General features: G+C 67.5%; 16 protein-coding genes. 13 read left to right on the forward strand and 3 right to left on the reverse strand.

Going from position 1 to position 17,940, the window contains the following annotated elements; all coding sequences use genetic code 11:
- The first annotated feature begins 18 nt into the window (after nt 1-18).
- From CITRIK5_RS01800 to CITRIK5_RS01825, 6 genes are all read left to right on the forward strand, one after another.
- Nucleotides 19-324, forward strand: a complete 306-nt coding sequence (locus tag CITRIK5_RS01800) for a hypothetical protein (protein ID WP_159832949.1) — start codon at nt 19-21, stop codon at nt 322-324.
- A 500-nt stretch (nt 325-824) separates the two neighbouring features.
- Nucleotides 825-2,342, forward strand: a complete 1,518-nt coding sequence (locus tag CITRIK5_RS01805; RefSeq protein ID WP_159832951.1) for a class I SAM-dependent DNA methyltransferase — start codon at nt 825-827, stop codon at nt 2,340-2,342.
- Nucleotides 2,335-3,486, forward strand: a complete 1,152-nt coding sequence (locus CITRIK5_RS01810; protein ID WP_159832953.1) for a restriction endonuclease subunit S — start codon at nt 2,335-2,337, stop codon at nt 3,484-3,486. The genes CITRIK5_RS01805 and CITRIK5_RS01810 overlap by 8 nt, the downstream gene beginning before the upstream one ends.
- Before the next feature lie 5 nt (nt 3,487-3,491).
- Entirely contained in the window at nt 3,492-6,521 is a 3,030-nt protein-coding gene (locus tag CITRIK5_RS01815) for a type I restriction endonuclease subunit R (protein WP_236557196.1), read from the forward strand.
- A gap of 19 nt (nt 6,522-6,540) precedes the next feature.
- Nucleotides 6,541-7,098, forward strand: coding sequence for a recombinase family protein (locus CITRIK5_RS01820; protein ID WP_159832957.1), 558 nt, complete (start codon nt 6,541-6,543; stop codon nt 7,096-7,098).
- Nucleotides 7,099-7,308: 210 nt separating this feature from the next.
- Nucleotides 7,309-7,854: an HNH endonuclease family protein gene (locus CITRIK5_RS01825; RefSeq protein WP_236557197.1), complete on the forward strand. Its 546-nt coding sequence runs from the start codon at nt 7,309-7,311 to the stop codon at nt 7,852-7,854.
- A 543-nt stretch (nt 7,855-8,397) separates the two neighbouring features.
- On the opposite strand, the gene CITRIK5_RS01830 is transcribed toward CITRIK5_RS01825, so the two are convergent.
- Complete coding sequence (locus CITRIK5_RS01830) at nt 8,398-8,922, reverse strand: class I SAM-dependent methyltransferase (RefSeq protein ID WP_225941317.1); 525 nt, start codon at nt 8,920-8,922, stop codon at nt 8,398-8,400.
- A gap of 89 nt (nt 8,923-9,011) precedes the next feature.
- Nucleotides 9,012-9,545 (reverse strand): GNAT family N-acetyltransferase, encoded by a 534-nt coding sequence (locus CITRIK5_RS01835; RefSeq protein ID WP_159832961.1) that lies wholly within the window; start codon nt 9,543-9,545, stop codon nt 9,012-9,014.
- Between the two features lie 429 nt (nt 9,546-9,974).
- Between CITRIK5_RS01835 and CITRIK5_RS01840 the strand changes: the two genes are divergently transcribed.
- The 7 genes from CITRIK5_RS01840 to CITRIK5_RS01870 all read left to right on the forward strand — a co-directional run bounded on the left by CITRIK5_RS01840 (nt 9,975) and on the right by CITRIK5_RS01870 (nt 17,493).
- Nucleotides 9,975-12,149 (forward strand): FtsK/SpoIIIE domain-containing protein, encoded by a 2,175-nt coding sequence (locus CITRIK5_RS01840; RefSeq protein WP_140764624.1) that lies wholly within the window; start codon nt 9,975-9,977, stop codon nt 12,147-12,149.
- The gene (locus tag CITRIK5_RS01845) at nt 12,149-12,430 is read left to right on the forward strand and encodes a hypothetical protein (protein ID WP_049158155.1); all 282 of its coding nucleotides are present in this window, start codon (nt 12,149-12,151) and stop codon (nt 12,428-12,430) included. Before CITRIK5_RS01840 ends, CITRIK5_RS01845 begins: the two co-directional genes overlap by 1 nt.
- Nucleotides 12,427-13,203: a metal-dependent hydrolase gene (locus tag CITRIK5_RS01850; protein WP_159832963.1), complete on the forward strand. Its 777-nt coding sequence runs from the start codon at nt 12,427-12,429 to the stop codon at nt 13,201-13,203. The genes CITRIK5_RS01845 and CITRIK5_RS01850 overlap by 4 nt, the downstream gene beginning before the upstream one ends.
- Before the next feature lie 64 nt (nt 13,204-13,267).
- Nucleotides 13,268-14,194, forward strand: a complete 927-nt coding sequence (locus CITRIK5_RS01855) for a glutaredoxin family protein (RefSeq protein WP_159832965.1) — start codon at nt 13,268-13,270, stop codon at nt 14,192-14,194.
- A gap of 406 nt (nt 14,195-14,600) precedes the next feature.
- Nucleotides 14,601-16,199 carry a hypothetical protein gene (locus CITRIK5_RS01860; protein WP_236557125.1) on the forward strand — a complete coding sequence of 533 codons (1,599 nt, stop codon included), beginning with the start codon at nt 14,601-14,603 and terminating at the stop codon, nt 16,197-16,199.
- Nucleotides 16,196-17,059 carry a hypothetical protein gene (locus tag CITRIK5_RS01865; RefSeq protein WP_159832967.1) on the forward strand — a complete coding sequence of 288 codons (864 nt, stop codon included), beginning with the start codon at nt 16,196-16,198 and terminating at the stop codon, nt 17,057-17,059. The genes CITRIK5_RS01860 and CITRIK5_RS01865 overlap by 4 nt, the downstream gene beginning before the upstream one ends.
- A complete protein-coding gene (locus CITRIK5_RS01870; protein ID WP_023190135.1) occupies nt 17,056-17,493 on the forward strand; it encodes a hypothetical protein in 438 nt (145 codons plus the stop codon). The genes CITRIK5_RS01865 and CITRIK5_RS01870 overlap by 4 nt, the downstream gene beginning before the upstream one ends.
- 6 nt (nt 17,494-17,499) lie before the next feature.
- Here CITRIK5_RS01870 and CITRIK5_RS01875 read toward each other — a convergent pair whose 3' ends face one another.
- A complete protein-coding gene (locus CITRIK5_RS01875) occupies nt 17,500-17,751 on the reverse strand; it encodes a hypothetical protein (RefSeq protein WP_023190137.1) in 252 nt (83 codons plus the stop codon).
- Between the last annotated feature and the right edge of the window lie 189 nt (nt 17,752-17,940).

A 17,940-nucleotide genomic window follows, 5' to 3' on the forward strand; every position in this document is an offset into this window, starting at 1 on the left:
CCACCACAGGAGGACAGCATGAGCGCCCCTGAAACACCGAAGAGCAGCCCCACTGCACTTGAGGTGCTCGACGACGCCTACAAGATCATCGCTGCTCACATCGAGCGCGAGGCCGCCTCTGAGGACGTGGCCGCGACGGTACGGGTGCTGGGCGCGCTTGCCAGGAAGCGTGAGGTCGATGCCTTTCAGGCCCAGGTATCCGGGGTGCCCGACACCTATGGCAATGACTACGAGGATCGTGACCAGCTCGTGATGACCGTGAACAGCCTCTGCGCCGACCTTCTGGCATTCGCCCGGTACCTCCCGAAGCAGGGTGACCACTGAAGGGACCGTCCGTGAGGGCTCGACACCCAGCGAGCCGGCTCGTCCACTACGTCGTTCGCGAGGACTGAAGCGCGCTGGGTTTCGTTCCAGGGCCAGGATGCAACGGGCGGTGAGTCCTGGTCGTTAGTTTAGGCGGCTTCGACTTCCGAGGGAGTGCGGTAGCCCAGGGCCTCGTGAAGGCGGGTGGTTTTCCACCAATACACCACCCCTCGGCCCCGAACTGGACCATTGGACATACACGGCGGAGGGCCTTCGAAATGACTGGACGGGGGTGGCCGGCGCGCGGACGGCTCTCCGCCGCCTCCTCTCCAGTTCCTGGCTCTGCATACGCGCTAGGCATGTAAGGGGATGGTGTCGCAGATGATGCCTGGGTCGTAGTTATCTTCTGCGTGGGTTTTTGACGGTCCATGCCTTGCCTGGCGGCCTGTGGCCGCCCTCGTGTGAGACTGGCAACAGATCGACCGATTATCGACAGGTCGGCTTGAGCGTGAGGAGACGGCGTGTCCCTGGAGAGTACCCACGGCACCTACATGACCCAGCGGCAGCTGGAGTCCATCCTGTGGGCTGCGGCGAACGCGCTGCGCGGCCCGGTCGAACCCGGGGACTTCAAGGCGTACGTCTTCCCTGTGATGTTCTTCAAGTGGATCTCCGACACCTGGGACTTCCATCACGCGACCGCGCTCGAGGAGTGGGGTGATGAGCTGACCGAGGAGATCGAGGCCGACTACCAGCCCTTCACGATCCCGGACGGCTGCCACTGGAGCGACGTCCACAATAAGACGACGAACGTCGGCGTCGAGCTCAACGGCGCCCTCCAGCGCATCGAACAGGCCAACCCCGACCTCACCGGCGTGTTCGGCGACGTGAACTGGGCGAACAAGGACCGCCTGCCGGAGACGGCCCTGGTGACCCTCCTGGACACCTTCCACGAAGTGCGGCTTGATCCGGACCACGTCCGCGGCGACATGCTCGGCGCCGCCTACGAGTATCTGCTGCGCGAGTTCGCGGAGGCCTCGGGCAAGAAGGCCGGCGAGTTCTTCACGCCCCGCCACGTCGTGCACCTGCTCGTAAAGATCCTCGATCCCCAGGCCGGTGAGTCCGTGATCGACCCGGCGTGTGGCTCCGGCGGCATGCTGGTGGAGACCGTCAACGCCGTGCGCGCCGCGGGTGGAGACCCCCGCACCCTCAAGCTCAACGGCCAAGAGGTCAACCTCACGACCTCGGCGATCGCCAAAATGAATCTGTACCTTCACGGGCTGCACGACTTCTCGATTCGCCGCGGCGACACCTTCCGCGAGCCTCGCTTCGTGGCCGGCGGCCGGCTGGACCAATTCGATGTGGTCATCGCCAACCCACCGTTCAGCCTGCAGAACTGGGGGGCGGCGCAGTGGTCGAACGACCCGTGGGGGCGGGCGTTCTGCGGCGTCCCGCCGGTCAAGAACGGCGACTTCGCTTGGATCCAGCACATGGTTGCCACGATGAAAGACGACACGGGCCGAGTCGGCGTCGTGATGCCGCACGGCGTGCTGTTCCGCGGAGGCAAGGAGGGGGCAATCCGCCAGTGCCTGCTGGAGAAGGACCTGATCGAGGCCGTGATCGGCTTGCCGACCAATTTGTTCTACTCCACCTCGATCCCGGTGTGCCTGCTCATCCTGCGCAAGGCGAAGCCGGCCGAGCGGCAGGGCAAGGTCTTGTTCGTGGACGCCTCAGCGAAGTTCCAGCCGGGCAAGAACCAGAACACCATGGGCGACTCGGACATTGAGGCGGTCCACGCGGCGTACGCCCGCGGTGAAGACATCGACGGTGAAGACCAGGGCCTGCACCTTCGACTGGTCGAGGTGGACGAGATCGCGGACAACGGGTTCGACCTCAACATCGGCCGATACATCACGACCGAGGCCGCGGCCGAGGTCAACGTGGAGGCAGCCTTGGCGGCCTACCAGGACGCCCGCGCCGAGCTGCGCGCAGCCGAGCGCGTGCTGGACGAGAAGCTGAAGGCGGCGGGCTTCGATGTCTGAAGACTGGATCAAGGTCACTCTGGGCGACATCGTGACCATGACCAAGGGCTCGACCGCAACTCAGAAAGCGATTCCCGGTAAATATCCCCTGGTCGTCACCGCCGCAGAGTTCCTGTCGTCGGACCATTATCAGTTCGAAGGCGAAGCAGTCTGCGTGCCGATGGTGTCCTCCACAGGTCATGGGCACGCATCTCTCAAGCGTGTCCACTACGCCTCCGGCAAGTTCGCTGTAGCCAACATCATTACCGCCTTGCAGAAGCGTAATGATGCGCCGGTCGACATGAAGTACCTACATCTGTTGTTGGACCACCAGCGAGACTCCATCATTGTGCCCTTGATGAAGGGGACAGCCAACGTCTCCCTATCTCAGCGGTCCCTCGCAGGGGCCATCGTGTCGTTGCCGCCGGTAGAGGAACAGCACCGGATCGTGGACCTGATCGGTGCGGTTGACGACGCGACCGCTGCCGCTGAGGCTAATCATCGTGAAGGGCTCGTTGCAGGGGCGCAGGTCGTTGGCGAGGCCATGCTGGCTGGAGACCCGGACATGGGGATCTTGGATGATGTTGCGAAGTGGTACAGCGGGGCCACTCCTAAGGCAGGGAAACCTGAGTTCTACGAGGGCGGCACCATCCCCTGGGCCGTGATTGCCGACGTGCAGGACAAGCCGATTTCCGGCACGGCCAAGTCCCTCACTGAGGCCGGAGCCGCGGTTGTGGGCCGCAAAGCCCCCGTCGGATCGGTGCTGGTGTCCATGTACGGAACCATCGGGCGCAGCGCCATCGTCACCACAGAGATGACCACGAACCAGGCCATCGCCTGGGGCGTTCCGAAGGCCGGACATACCGGTGAGTTCATCTTTGCGTGGATTCGTTTGAATCGCGTGAAGCTTGACGCTCTCGGACGCGGGGCGACCCAGAGGAATATCAACCGGGCGATGCTCCGTGAGTTCCCGATCCCGTTGGTTTCCGAGGCTCGCGAACAGGAGCTGATGGAGTTGTCGGACGCTGTCGATGCTGTTGTGCAGGCAAGCGAGTCCACGGTCACCCGCCTCCGCGGCCTCCGTTCCAATCTGCTCACCGCGCTCCTGTCCGGGGAACACGTGATCCCTGAGTCCTACGACGAACTGCTGGAGGTGAGCGCGTGAGCGGCATGGGAGAGCTCCTCAGCGTCCAGGCACCCTTGGTCAAGACCTTGGCCGAGAACGGCTGGGACTACGTCCCCGGTGAGCAGCTGGGCCGTCCTGACGAGGACCCGTTCATCCCGGCTGAAGTCGAGGCCGCCCTGGTGCGGCTGAACCCGGCCATCGCCGAGGAACCCGAGCGGGTTCATGAGGTCCTGCGCCGGCTGCGGACACTGCCGCTGACGGCCCTCGAGTCGGGGCTCGTTGATGCGAACCGGGACTTCGCCGCCTGGCTCAAGGGCGAGATCACCCACGAGTACGTGGGCACGAAGGGCTCAGTCCCGGTCCGGCTGATCGACTTCGAGGACCTCTCGAAGAACCGCTACGTCGTCTCGGAGGAGGTCCGCTACGGCACGCCCGGGCACATCGCCCGGTTCGACATCGTCCTCTGGGTCAACGGCTTCCCCCTGGTCGTCGGCGAGCTGAAGACGCCCCTGCAGAAGGGCAAGTCGTGGGCCACGGGTGCGCGGGAGCTGGTGAAGATCTACCAGCCGGGCTGGTCGCCGTTCTTCGTGTCGAACGTGTTGTGCTTCGCTACCGAGGGCAAGCAGTACCGGTACGCCGGCGTGGGCACACCCTTGCAGCACTGGTACACGTGGGGTGCTGTCTCCGACCAGCCGCGGCTGAGCCACGTCCTGGAGACCGTAGCCTCCATGCTTACGCCTGCCGTCGTGCTGGACTTCTTGCAGGACTTCAGCATCTTCGAGGTCTCCCAGTCGGCTGCCGGCTCGCTGAACAAGCTCCTGGCCCGCTACACCCAGTACGAGGCCGTCAACCGCATCGTCGAGCGCGTGAAGGACCCGGACAAGCGCAAGGGCCTGATCTACCACACCCAGGGTTCGGGCAAGACGCTGGCGATGGTCTTCGCCGCCGGCAAGCTGCTGCGTGACCCGGAGCTGAAGAACCCGACGATCGTGCTGGTCGCGGACCGTGTGCAGCTCGTGCAGCAGTTGTGGGACCAGTTCCGCACCACGTCCATGCCGCGGCTGCAGGTGCCCGGCACCGCGGCCGGCCTGCGGTCTGCGCTGTCCTCGGATCGGCGCGGGTTGATCTTCACGACGGTGCACAAGTTCGCCGGCGCCGGGGTGCTGAACACCCGGGAGAACGTCGTTGTGATGGTCGATGAGGCCCACCGCACGCAGGAGGGCGACCTGGGCCAGACCATGCGCGCGGCCCTGCCGAACGCCAACCTGTTCGCCTTCACCGGGACGCCGATCGCCGATGTGGACCGCAACACCTTCGCCACGTTCGGGGACGAGTTCGACCCGGGCAGCGCGCTGCACACCTACGGGACGGATGAGTCCATCCGTGACGGCATGACCGTGCCGATCCATGTGGCCCCTCGGAAGGTGGAGTTCTCCTTGGACAAGGAGACTTTGGACCAGGCCTTCGCCGTCATGGCCGCCGATGAGAACCTCAGCGACGAGCAGCAGGATCAGATCGCGCGCCGGGCCTCGCGGGCGGCGACGTTCTTCGCCAACCCGGAGCGCATCCGTGCAGTCTGCGCCGACATCGTGGACCACTTCTACGAGACGGTGGACCCGCTGGGCATGAAGGCCCAGATCGTGGTGATCGACCGTGCCGCATGCGTGGCCTACACCGAGGAGCTGGACCGTCTGCTCCAGGAACGGTACGAACGCCAGAGCGTCGCCGCGTGCACGGATCCCTCCGCGGAGCCGCCCGTGCGCGATGAGGTCGGGGTCGTGATGACCGTCGGGACGGCTAAGGGTGAGGACCCGGCGTGGCAGAAGTACGCCCTCACGGACGCCCAGGAGGCGGCGCTGCTCAAGCGGTTCCGCACCTTCGATGACCCGCTGAAGTTTCTGGTGTGCACCTCGAAGCTGGGCACCGGGTTCAATGCCCCCATCGAGGGGGTGATGTACCTGGACAAGCCTTTGAAGGACCACACCCTCTTCCAGACGATCACGCGCGCGAACCGCACCTGGCGCAACCCGCAGACGGACGCGGACAAGCGTTACGGCATCATCGTGGACTACGTGGGCCTCGGCGCGGGCTTCGCCAAGGCGATGGCCCCGGCCAACCCCGACCAGGTGGCACCGCAGATCGAGGTGTCCGGCCTGATCGAGATGTTCAAGGGCCAGCTCGAGCACATGATGGCCCGGTTCGCCGGCATCGACATCGACGAGCCCGGGCCCCAGACACTGATGGACGCCCAGGCGCGCATCCCGGGCCAGGCCGACCAGGATCAGTTCGCTGCGGACTACGCGATGCTCGAGGGTGTATGGGAGTCGCTGTGGCCCACCGAGGGCCTGCGGCCGCATCGGGGCGCGTACCGGTTCCTGTCCCAGGTCTACGCCTCCCTGCAGCCCTCCCCGGGCGAGGGAGACCATCTATGGCATCGGCTGGGTGTGAAGACGCTCGAGCTGGTCCACCGGCACATGGACGACATCATCGTCACTCGCGCCGACGACGTCGTGGTCGCCGACGAGGACACGGTGCGCACGCTCATCGACGAGGGCCTCTTGGATGACCCGAAGGAAGTCGAGGGCAAGAGCGCGGACGACCTCATCGACTCGATCGCCGAGCGGCTGAAGAAGCGGCTGGCCGGGCCCTCGGGACAGAGCCCGCAGTTCAAGTCCCTGGCGGAGCGGCTCGACCGTCTGCGTGAGCGCACGATGGCGGCCGCCCAGCAGTCGATCGACTGGCTGCGTGAGGCCTTCACGTTGGCCAAGGACCTCACGGCCGCGGAGAAGGCCGACGACGAGGGCACTCTCGAGCTCCTGCCGGACCCCCGCATCGGGGCACTGACGCAGATCTTCCAGGAGTACGCGCCGGCCGATGCGCCGATGCTGGTCGAACGTGTCGTGAAGGACATCGACGCCATCGTGAAGCAGGTCTCCTACGACGGGTGGGAGGCCACGCTCGAGGGAGACAAGCTGGTGCGCCGGCACGTGCGCCAGGTACTCCGCAAGCATCAGCTCCACACGGCCGACGGTCTTTTCGAGAAGGCCTACGCCTACATCGCGGAGCACTACTGATGGACGGTCGGGTGCGAGCGTGAAGGTCGGCTACGCCCGGGTGAGCACGCGGGACCAGGAAGGATCCCTGGAGGGCCAGGAGGCCGCCCTGAGGCAGGCCGGCTGCTCGAAGATCTTCCGGGACCGCCTCTCCGGTGCCAGAGCCGACCGGCCCGGCCTGGCCGAGGCGCTGGCCTACCTGTGTGATGGCGAGGACGCCCTCGTCGTCACGCGTCTGGACCGGTTGGGCCGGTCCCTGCCGGATGCGTTGCGTACCGTGCAGGCCCTGGCTGATCGGGGGATCGGTTTGCAGGCGTTGGACGTGGACCTGGACACCTCCACGGCCTCGGGCCGGCTGATGTTGAACATGCTGTTGATGCTGGCCGAGTGGGAGCGGGATCTGTTGCGTGAGCGCACCCGGGAGGGTGTGGCTCGGGCCCGTGCGGCCGGGCGCCGGCCGGGCCCGAAGCCGAAGTTGGATGAGGAGAAGATCGCTGCTGTCCGGGCGGCGGTGGCAGGCGGGCAGCCCGTGGCAGCGGTGGCCCGCTCGTTCGGAGTCTCCCGGCCCACGATCTACAAGGCGCTGGGGACGGCGTAGAAGGGCCGTTTATGGGCGCCGGCTGGTTCTGCTTAGGATCAGCGCTGATGCAGTTGCGCATCCCCGTTCACTCGAGCAAGGAACTCGCCCCTGTCACGACGCTCTTTGGCTTCTCTGGCCACTGCTGCTGTTTTCGTCGCCACCGCTGTCTTCGGGGGTGCTACTCCTGCTTCGGCCGGCACCACGTATTCGGCCCCGTTGCGCACGGCGGTGTCGTCGTTGCCGGTCGCCGCTGAGGTGAACACCGGCTATGACCGGGACGCCCAGTTCGGTGGCTGGAAGGACGTGAACAAGGACTGCCAGAACACGCGGGCTGAGGTGCTGATCGCCGAGTCCAAGGTGTCCCCGACGTACACCACGACCCGTAAGTGCACGGTGGCCAAGGGCAAGTGGGTGACCGGTTGGGATCTGGTCACGCACACCTCGGCGTCGACGGTGCAGATCGATCACATGGTGCCCGTGCATGAGGCGTGGGGCTCGGGAGCCCGGTACTGGACCAAGGCCAAGCGGGTGGCGTTCTACAACGACTTGGGGGATGCCCGGTCGCTGAACGTGCAGACCTCGGCGTTGAACTCGGCCAAGCAGGCCCGCGGTCCGGAGCAGTGGCTGCCGCCGAAGAACCAGTGCCAGTACATCGCGGACTGGACGGCGGTGAAGATCCGCTGGGGGTTGAAGGCTGATGCCACGGAGAAGGCGTTTCTGGTGAAGAAGGCCGCGTCCTGCGCGAACGCCACCCTTAAGGTGACCCGGTACTGAGCCTGCACGGCCGCAATGGTGCCCATCCCCTAGACGTTGACGGTTGCGGGTGTGGGCACTGGCCTGCCCGGGGGCTGGCTCGAGGACTTGTGTTCGTATTTTGTCTGTCATGGCCACCCCTCCACTGGAGCTTGCCGGGAGTCGAGGCGTCTGCTTCCTGCTGCGAGCCCGTCGGTTACCCCCGCCACCCTGTCCAGAGGTCTCGAGGCACCCGCCGTATGGGGCTTCTGCCGTCTTGAGTAGGCGTGGTCCAGGAGCTCCGGTCGTCCGGAGAGCGCGAACATGCTACGGGGGTCTTACCTCACGGCGGGGGACCGCTTCACCGTGCGGGTCGGGGGCGTCGTTGTCGGCATTGGGAAGGTGGCGGTGCAGGACGCGTGGAGTCGGGGCGGCCCGCGGCAGGAGGGCCGGAACGCCGGCCACAAACGACGGTTCGCGGCGCCCAAGGGGAGCGCTCGCTGACTGTCCAGACGCGGTGAAGATCGAACGCGAATCGCGAAGGACGGTTCCCTGGAAAATTTGGGGCGGAAAGCGCCAGACGATTCATTCCCTGACAGCCTCGATCCACCCGTGCCGGCGGGCCCCCGTGTCCTGCCGTGTGCCGCGGCTGACCACGGTGAACCCCGCCGCGGTCATCACGCCCGCGAGCTCATCGACCGGCCAGTACCACGCCGTGGTGACGGCGTGATCGAAGGCCTCTACCTGGTCTGACGCGAAGAAGCCCAGCAGCAGTGACCCGCCAGGGCGCAGTGCCTGGTGTGCGCGCTCCAGGAGGAGAGGCATCTCCACCGGCGGCGTGTGGATGATTGAGTACCAGCCCAGGATCCCGTCGACGGCGGCTACGGGCAGGGTCTGGAACGAGCCCGGCTCCACGCGTACCTCCGGGTGGGTTCGGTGTGCGTGGGTCACGAACTCTTCGACCGGCTCGATGCCCGTCACCTCATGGTCCAGCGAGGCCAGGTGCGCGGTCCAGTGGGCCGGCCCGCAGCCGACGTCGGCCAGAACCCCATCCACCCGGTCGGCCCAGGCTTCGACCAGCAGCCTGTCGTCCTCGGCCACGGCGTCCATGGTCCCCAGCAGCTCCGTGTACTCGGCCGCGCGGGCGTCATAGGCGGCCCGGTTGGTGAGAAGTCCTTCCCGGGCGGCGTCGTCAGGGGTCACTGCTGCCCCTCCGCCGGCGCGAGGAGCTGCCAGAGCTCGTGGTCCTGCCAGCGGCCGGCGATCCGCAGGTACTGCGGAGCCAGGCCGTACCGCTGGAACCCGTGGTGTTCCAGCACGCGGCGGGAGGCGTGGTTGTGGGGGAGGATCTCTGCCTGCACGCGGTGCAGGCCGAGCTCGCCGAAGGCGATCTGCAGGGCCTGCCCGACGGCGGCGGTTGCCACACCGCGGCCCGTCGCCTCGCGGGCGACCCAGTAGCCGATCGAGCAGAACTGGCCGGCCCCGCGGACCACGCTGGCCAGGGTGAGACGGCCGAGCAGGTGCCCGGCGTCGTCGGTGATGACGAAGGCGTAGGAGCGGCCGGCGGCCCGGTCACGGTCTGCCTGTTCGAGGGCCTCGCGCTGCCCGGCCTCCGTGAACCAGTGGGCGGGGCGCTCCGGCTCCCACGGGCCCAGGTGCTCGCGTTGGCTCCGTGCCAGGGCGGCGAGGGCCTCGGCGTCGTCGAGGACGGTAGGGCGCAGACGGACGGGCATGGATCGAGCGTAGCGACCGTGATCCCGTGCGCTGGTCAGGCGAGGGGCAGGAGGAGCCGGTGTCAACCCTTCAGGGCCTGATCGGCGTATGAATCAAATTGGCGCGTTTCTGAAATCTTCGTTGCATCTCGACAACTGGAGGGCGTGGGCATCGAGCCGTTTCTGGAAGGTGGGCACCCAGGTGGCTACGGGATATTCAACCCTCTGGAGCGGGGTTTGCGGGGTGGTTGCTCGCAGCCTGATTCGCTCCGCTCACAGTTGCGAGCATACCCACCCTGTCAAGCCCGATCAAGAATGGGTGCCGGCCGCATGGGGTCGTCGTGGGCGGTCGGCGTGGAAGTGGAGCGGCAGGCAGCGTGAAACGCCGCAGTCTCCGTTGCGGCCTACCTGGGTAGGAAGCCAGCCCAGCGGACGAGGAGAGCGGCGAGTATGAGCCAGACGATGAAGGCCGGCCAGGTGCAGGGGGACTGGGAACTCGATGAAGGTGTGCGCCGGCTGGAACCGGTGGAGCGCATGGACGGCCGTGCGGCGGTAGCCGGCGGGCTGTTCGCGGTAGGGGCTACGGCCCTGGCGGTGGTTGGCTCGGACCCGGGGTTGCTGAGCGCTTCGGCTGCGGGGGTGGCGGTGGCGGCGCTGGCCGGTGCGTCGAACCGTCGAGGGGTGAAGCGGCAGGAGCTGCACGATCACCTCACCGAACAGGTCTGCCCGGTGCTGGGGCTCTCCGTGCCCTCGCGCAAGGCGGTGCAGCTCTCCGGTTGGTCGGAGGGTTTCGTCGGGGAGCCGGGCAAGGTCACGTTGGTCTACCCCGCGCGGGTGATCCCGGATGCGATCTGGACGGGCAAGGTCACCGCGGTGGTGGAGAACAGCCTGGGCGGGCGGTACCGGGTGAAGTCCCTGCAGGAGCGCAAGCATCGGCTGGAGCTGGAACGGTTCGAGCCGGAGCAGGCGCCGCAGGAGGAGCAGGCCATCTCGCGGACCCGGCAGGTTGTGGGTGAGCTGCTGGGGGAGTCGGCTCAGGTGAAGATCGAGCTGGACAACGAGGGCGAACCGGCTCGCATCCAGGTCTCCCACGACCAGGGCAATGCGATGGCCATGGCGAACCGCCGTCAGCGCGTGCAGCGGATCCTGGCGACTCGTATCCCGGGGGAGTGGCAGGCCCGATGGGATCTGCAGCAGGACACCGTGGAGTTCTTCATCCGCACCCCGATGCCGACTCTGCTTTTCCCGCCGGAGGAGCACTCCTCCACCGCTGTGGCACATGAGGCCTACCAGGATTTCCAGGTGCCGCTGGGGGTGGACGAGGACCGCGAGGTGCTCACGTGGTTCCCGCGAAAGCAGGCGCACCTGCTGATCACCGGCCAGTCCGGTTCTGGAAAAACGGTCGTGCAGCACAACGTGGCAGAGCGTCTGACTCAGGCCGGGTGGCGCACGTGGATCCTGGACGGCAAGCGCATCGAGTTCATCGGCTTCAGGTCGTGGCCGAACGTGGAGCTCGTGGCATCGCGCCTGGAGCATCAGGTCAAGATGATCGTGGACGCCCACGCGCTGATGATGGAGCGCTACGAGAAGATCGAGGACGGCTCGGCCAGCCTGGCTGACTTCGAGCCCCTCGCCCTGATCATTGACGAGGCAACAACCTTCCTCAAGGGAGTGGACCGGTGGTGGAAGCAGGTCAAGCCCAAGGGTGCCCCGGCCAAGCCGCCCGTGCTGGACCTGATGGCGGACATGGCCCGCCTGGCCCGCTCCGCGAAGATCCACCTCGTGCTGGGCCTGCAGCGTCCTGATGTGGAGTTCATCGGAGGCGAGATGCGCGACAACTTCGGCGCCCGTGTGGCCATGGGCCGGCTCTCCCCACAGGGCGCGATGATGATGTGGGACTCCGCGGCCATCGGCACCGCGGTGCCTCGCCATATCAAGGGCCGCGGCACCGCCCTGAATGCCAACGGCACTCCCGTGGCCCTGCAGACCTACCTCGCCCAGAACCCTGACCCCAACGCCCCGGGCTACGACGAGAAGGCCACCGAGGCGGTCCGTCCGCGCGAACTGCTCTACCCCCGCAAGCTGATCGAGGTGCTCGGCTCCACGCAGACCGACATCGACGGCGACGAGGTGCCCCTGAGCTATGACGACTACATGGACGCCCGCGTGTACGTGGCCGAGGACCAGCCCCGGGTCGGGGGCGTCGTCGATCCGACCGTGGCGGCCCCGGCCCCCTCCGCGCTGAGCGTGCTGCAGAACCTCACCGGCTCCAAGGACAAGATCACCCCCAAGCCCGAGACCCACGGCGGAATCCCACCCGGGCTCAGCCCGGAGCGCGTCGAGGAGCCCCTGGCGCCCCTGGAGTTCGAGGCGGCCACGGAGGGCGAGTTCGAGGGCTTCGAGGACGAGTCCGACGAGGTGGGCGTGCTTGAGCTCACAGCCGGGGATCTGGTGCTGATCGACCCCGGCGCCGGCCGCTGGGCCGTCGTGCAGGAAGACCCGGAGGCGGACGCCGAGGATGAGGTGTTCCTGGATCTCGTGGACTGGAGCACCGGTGAACCCGAAGGCGTGTCCCTGTCCGCAACCGAGATGGTCCACACCCGACGAGTCCTGCAGGAGGCGTGATGGACGAGAACACCAAAGACCAGATGACCCTGATGCTGGTGGGCACCCTGTTCCTGATGGGCGGCGGACTGTCCATGGTGGCCGGCGCCGTCTTCCCCCCTGTCCAGGCGTTCCTCATGGACAACGGCATCCTGGTCCCTGCCAGCCAGGCCGTGTTCGAGTTAGCCGACACCGGCACCGGGCCCTCCGCTTGGTCCCTCCTCACGCTGCTGGGCCTGGTCTGCCTGCTGATCGTGGTCGGCCCCAAGGTGCGCCACCCCAAGAACGGGGACCGACGATGATGGGCGCCTCCCACGCGATCACCGGCGCCGCGGGGTGGCTGGTGCTCACCGGTCCCCTGGCGGCGGCCGTGGGCATCCACGCGGACCCACAGCTGCAGATCATCGGCGCCCTCACAACAGCCGGCGCAGCCCTGATCAGCGATTGGGACCACCCCCGTGCCACCATCGCCTACGCCCTGCCTCCGATCACCAACGTGCTCGCCGCCGGCATCCGAGCGATCGCCGGCGGCCACCGCCAGGGCACCCACTCTCTGCTCGCCGTGGTCGCCTTCACCGCACTGACCGCAGCCTTGACTCCGCTGCGCATCACCCTCGACGGTCAGACCTATGCCATCGGTCAGGGCATCGTCGCCGCGTTCCTGGTCGCAGTGGCAGCCAAGGCGCTGCGCATCATCCCCCCCTCCGGCTACATCAGCGCCTGGGCCATCGGGCTGGCCGTCGGTGCGCTGGCTGCCACGACCGCCCCGGGCGCCTGGTGGATCCCGGTGTCCGTTGCACTGGGGGTGAGCCTGCACATCATCGGAGACGGGCTCACCAAGGAGGGTGTCCCCCTGCTCTGGCCGGCCAAGCCTGCTCCTCCCGTCCCCAACCCCGTCTGGGGCCAGGACGGCCGGTTCCGCATCATGCTCGTGGGCACCACGGGATCCTGGCGCGAGTGGTTGCTGATCACCCCCATCACCCTCTACACCCTCGTCGTGATGGCTCAGCTACTGCCCGCCCTGGTCCACGCCGGCATAGACCTGCCCTTGGTCTCCCACTACCTTCCGCTCTGAAACACCTGCCCCCCGCCAGTGGCCTGCCTGGAGTGGAGACACCCCCCACCGGAGAGGACACCCCGTGAGCTACACGATCTACTCCCAGCCCGGATGCGGCCCCTGCATCAGCCTGGCCGCCATGCTCAAGCGCCGCGGCATCGCGCACACCATCGTCAACATCCGTGAGGATCCTGGGGCAGCTGAGCGCGTCGCCGCGCTCGGTGGCACCGGAACCCCCTTCACGGTCAACGAGGACACCGGTGAGTGCTGGAGCGGTTTCCTCCCTGACCGGTACACCGCTCCCGTCCCTTCCCAGTCCCCTTCGCCGGCGGCCGTCGAGTTCTCCCTGGGGGTCACGGAGGATGGCACCCCAGTCCATTGGGGCCCCGTCACCGACGGTTCCCTTCTCGTGATCACCCGTGAGGACACCACCGCTCTATGCCGTCGGCTGATCGAGGACGCTGCCGCGGCGCAGTGGCAGGTGCGTGTACTCGTCTCCCCGGGCACCGCGGTGGCGAGCACCGCGCAGCATCCGTCTGTTCAGGTCGCCGCCGACACGATCGCCCAGCACGCGCTGCTCCAGGAGGTGCGTGAGCTCATTGACTCCCGGCATGCCCAGGCGCAGGCGGCCCCCCTGGGCGGCAGCCGGCCCGGCTTCACCCCCACGCTGGTACTCGTGGACCGGCTCGAGGCCCTATTCCACCGCTGGTCCCAGGGCCCCGGGGGCTACCGTCGGACGGCCGATGCGCTGCTCACTCTGGAAACCCTCGCGGAGTACGGCAACACGCTCGGTGTGCACCTCTGCGTCTCCATGTCGGAGCGGTCCAGCGCCTTCATGGCGCAGGACAGCTACCTGACGACCCTCACGTCCCTGACGGCCGGCCACTCGGAGGAGTGGGGCGAAGGAACCGCCTGGGGTGATGCCTCCCACGCGGTGCTGCGCACCCCTGTCGGCGATCAACAGCTGGTGATGCTGGGGGCCTCCCACCCGATCCCGGCCCATGCCTGATCCCATGGTGGCGGCGAGTTCCCAAGACCGCCTGCCGGCCGGGGGGCCGGTAAGGGATGTGAGCGTTGAGGCGCTCCCCTCGGATCAGCCGCCTCTGTTGCCTGGGCAGGTGGACTTGTTCGACATGCTCCCCGACGAGCTCCTCGACCGCTGAGGGCAACACCAGCTGCACCAACCAACTCTCGTGAGGTAATATAGGGTTACCTCACGAGGGTTGTTGCATCTCACCGATCAGGAGGCACCGATGCCCTACCAGAACCGCACCACGGGGAACCGGGGCAGGGGGTCCGCGCCGAAGCGTGAGAGTGCGCGATTCCGTCCCACGCCGTTCCGTCATGTCGGCCGGATCCCCACACTCTGGGCCGACTACACGACCGGCCAGGGAGTGCTCGGCAACGGACAGCGCGTGCAGCCGAAGATCGGGGCGCGACGTAAGAATCCGAACCTGCAGGACATGCTCGACACCGCCGCCGACGTGGGTGCCGAGCGCATCATGTTCACCGGCAAGGTGCCGGCGGCGGACCAGGGTCAGCGGCACTGGCTGCTCGTGCAGACCCCGGGCTGGAGCAGTCACGGCCACTGGCTGGGCACCCCGATTACCGGCCGCTTCGAGCGCACCGCCACTGGTCAGAAGGTCGAGGTGCGCACGGCCAGCGAGTGGTTCGGCTCCACCCCCCTGAACCCCGACCAGGCCCGCACCGCATGGGACGCGCTCGAGACCGTGGTGGGAGCGTTCTTCCCCGACGCCAAGTTGATGAAGACCCCCGCCCGCACCGGCGCCAACCTCTGGGCGCTGTCCCTGCCGGCCAACGTCGATCCCATGCCCGTGACATCGGACATCGCGGAGGAGCTCCACCGCACCTCGGGCCAGCACCACATCGAGCATCTGGTCGCCGGTCCTTCGCTGGACACCCACGAAGACTGCGTGGCGCTGGTCGATCCAGAACAGACCCCCAAAATCCCCGGCTTCGGATATGTAGACGGCCGGTTCATGTACGCGGCGCTCTGTCGCGAGCTCGGCATCGGGCCGGCGATCCGCCTGAACAAGGCCGACACCTGGGACATGCTCGAGCGCGACCCCTACGCCCGAGCTCGCATCTACGTGCAGTTCCGCGTCCCGGAGACCTGGAACCACATCGGCATCTTCGGATGCCAACATGCCGACGTGCGCCACGGTTGGTACTACCCCAACCGTCCCGGCGCGATCGGTGAGACCTGGGCCGATGCCGCGGAGATCCAGATCGCCCGTGCCCACGGATGGATGGTGGACCCCCAGGAAGCGGTGGTCTTCACCACGCGGGTGCCAGGGCTGCACGACAAGACCAAGACCGTGACCGCCCGCCCTCTGGACACCTGGGCCAGCCGCCTGATCAAGGCCCGCGAGGCCGTGGACGCCGACATGGAGATGCCCCAGATCATCAAGACCGCCGTGTCTGGGGCGATGCGCGCGATGCTGATCCAGACGATCGGCAACTTCGCCTCCCGCGGCCGCCGCCAGACGTTCGTGAGCTACGACCCCAAGGACGTTGACCCGAACGCCTCCGACGTGCGCCGGCAGGGCAAGGCGTTCGTGTGGACCACCACCCCGGTGGTCGATCCAGCCACCCAGAAGTTCTACCGGCCCGAGCTGGCTATGCAGGTCTGGGCTCGGGGCCGGGCGCGCCTGCTCTCTGGTCCCATGGCCAACGGCCTCAAGGGCGGGGCACTGCACGTGCCTGCCCACACGCTGCTGGGCGTGCGCGGTGATGCCATCTACACCACCGAGCTGCCCCAGTGGTCCCTGCCTGTGGAGCGTGGTGGCGGCGACGACGGCAAGATCGGCCGCATGCGCCTGCAGGGCTGGCTCGACGGACCCATCAAGACGCCCCTGACCGAGGCCGACCGCAACACCCTGCGCCAGAAGGCCGCCGCCCGCGGCGTGGACGGCGCATTCAGCGACCACGAGTTCACCACCCCCGGGGACAACTCCAGCTACGAGATCGACATGGAGGGCGCCGAAGCATGAGCGAGCAGACGCAGCTGAGCCCCGCCCAGCTGGTAAACCAGATCCGCAGCTCCTACGGCATGACCTGGGACGAGATGGGTGCAGCCATGGGGCGCTCGGGCCGCATGATGCGCAAGATCGCCCGCGAGGAGACCAGTGGAGAGTCCTACCGGGCCGCTCTGACCGAGCTCCACGAGTCCGGTCGCATCGAGCACCGACCCCCGCGACGCCGGGGCAAGGGCGGTGAACTGGTCAAGGTCCGCGCCAAGCGCGGCACCGGATCCACCACGGTGACCCCGGCCGACCTGCCTGCCACCCCGGCGGCCCAGGACGGTGCAGAGCTGGACCGTGATGATGCCCGTGCACCCGGCGCCCCCTCGGATGGCTCGCGTCGGTCACGCTCGCCGCGGCGCCAGTTCTCCTCGGAGACGACCTACCTTCCCGACGGTAACCGCATTCACACCATCGAGATGCCCAAGACCCAGGGCGCCCGGGGTCGTGAGGAGGGCGTCAAGGAACTGCGCCAGAAGATCGTCAACGTCGCTCGCGGCACCAAGCACAAGGACAAGCGTGTGCGCCTGGAGGCCACCGTGGACATCGGTGGCGGTCGGACCCGCCGGGTCACGGTGGGCGACAAGGCCGGTTATCTGGCCAACGATGTCGTCTCGGATGTGCGCGACCGCGCCGGCGGCGACATGACCGCATGGCTGCGGGGGCAGATGGGGAACCGGTACGTCGAAGAGCTCGGCAGTCAGGCCCGCGTCGTCTCGGTCACCATGACCACTTTCAACGCGACCCGCTCCAAGTCCGAGCGCGTGGCCCAGGACGAGGCCGGCTCCCGCCGATGGAACCGCAAGTGGACCGGAACGAGGTGGACATGACCGAGGCAACACCGCCTCCCAAGAACCGCCCTACGCGACTGGACCCCGACCAGCACGCCGGGGAGTACGCCCCTGAGCCGGCGCTGTTGGAGATCCTGGCGAATCTAGGCGGGGCCGCCAGTTGGCGCACGGCCACCGCCGGCCAGCGCGCTCGCGTCATCGCCGCAGCCGGTCAGCTGCGCTCGGCGGGGCTGGACCCGCGCAGCATCGGCCTGGTGAGTGAGGCCCGTGTGGCGCAGCTGCAGGGCATGGAGCGCCCCGCAGCACGTGTGGCCCGGTCGAAGGTCACGGACTTCCCGGCGCCGGCCGTGACGGTGCGCCTCTGGGACGAGAAGGACGTGGAGGCGTTCCTGTCCTGGCGCGTCCAGCACTCGGCCTACCCGAGGCGCTTCAAGAACCGCTACGCCCCGGGAGCCGCGAGCTCGACGGACTGAGCCTGCTCATATGCGGCGCACGCGCAGCTCGGCACCCGCGGGGAGTAGCCCATGTGCCTGTGCGTAGAGGCCTGCGAGTGTCTGGGCGAAGTGAGGTTGAACGCCCATGAAGGTCTCGACTTGGGCTGCCGTGGGAGCCTGAGCGGCACCATGCAGGCGGCGGACCAGCTCTGGGCGTTCGCGGACCACCCACTGCGCTACTTGGGCGCACGTCACCGGCAGATCGGTGGTGATCGTGCCAACCCACTGCAGCTGCATCGGATCCTCCTGCCGGCTCCTCGTTCCCTGGGTGCAACACGGTAGACACTACGGTGCAATCGGACTGCATGCAACTATGCAATAGGGGAGATTCTAGGGATGGAAGAAGGCCCCCGCGAGTCGCGGGGGCCTTCGGTGCTCCTCGAGGCCCCTGTCGGGTCAGGGGGCGTGCGGCGCGTCGCGACGGGG

It is taken from the genome of Micrococcus sp. 116 (assembly GCF_902506395.1).
GTDB lineage: Bacteria > Actinomycetota > Actinomycetes > Actinomycetales > Micrococcaceae > Micrococcus > Micrococcus luteus.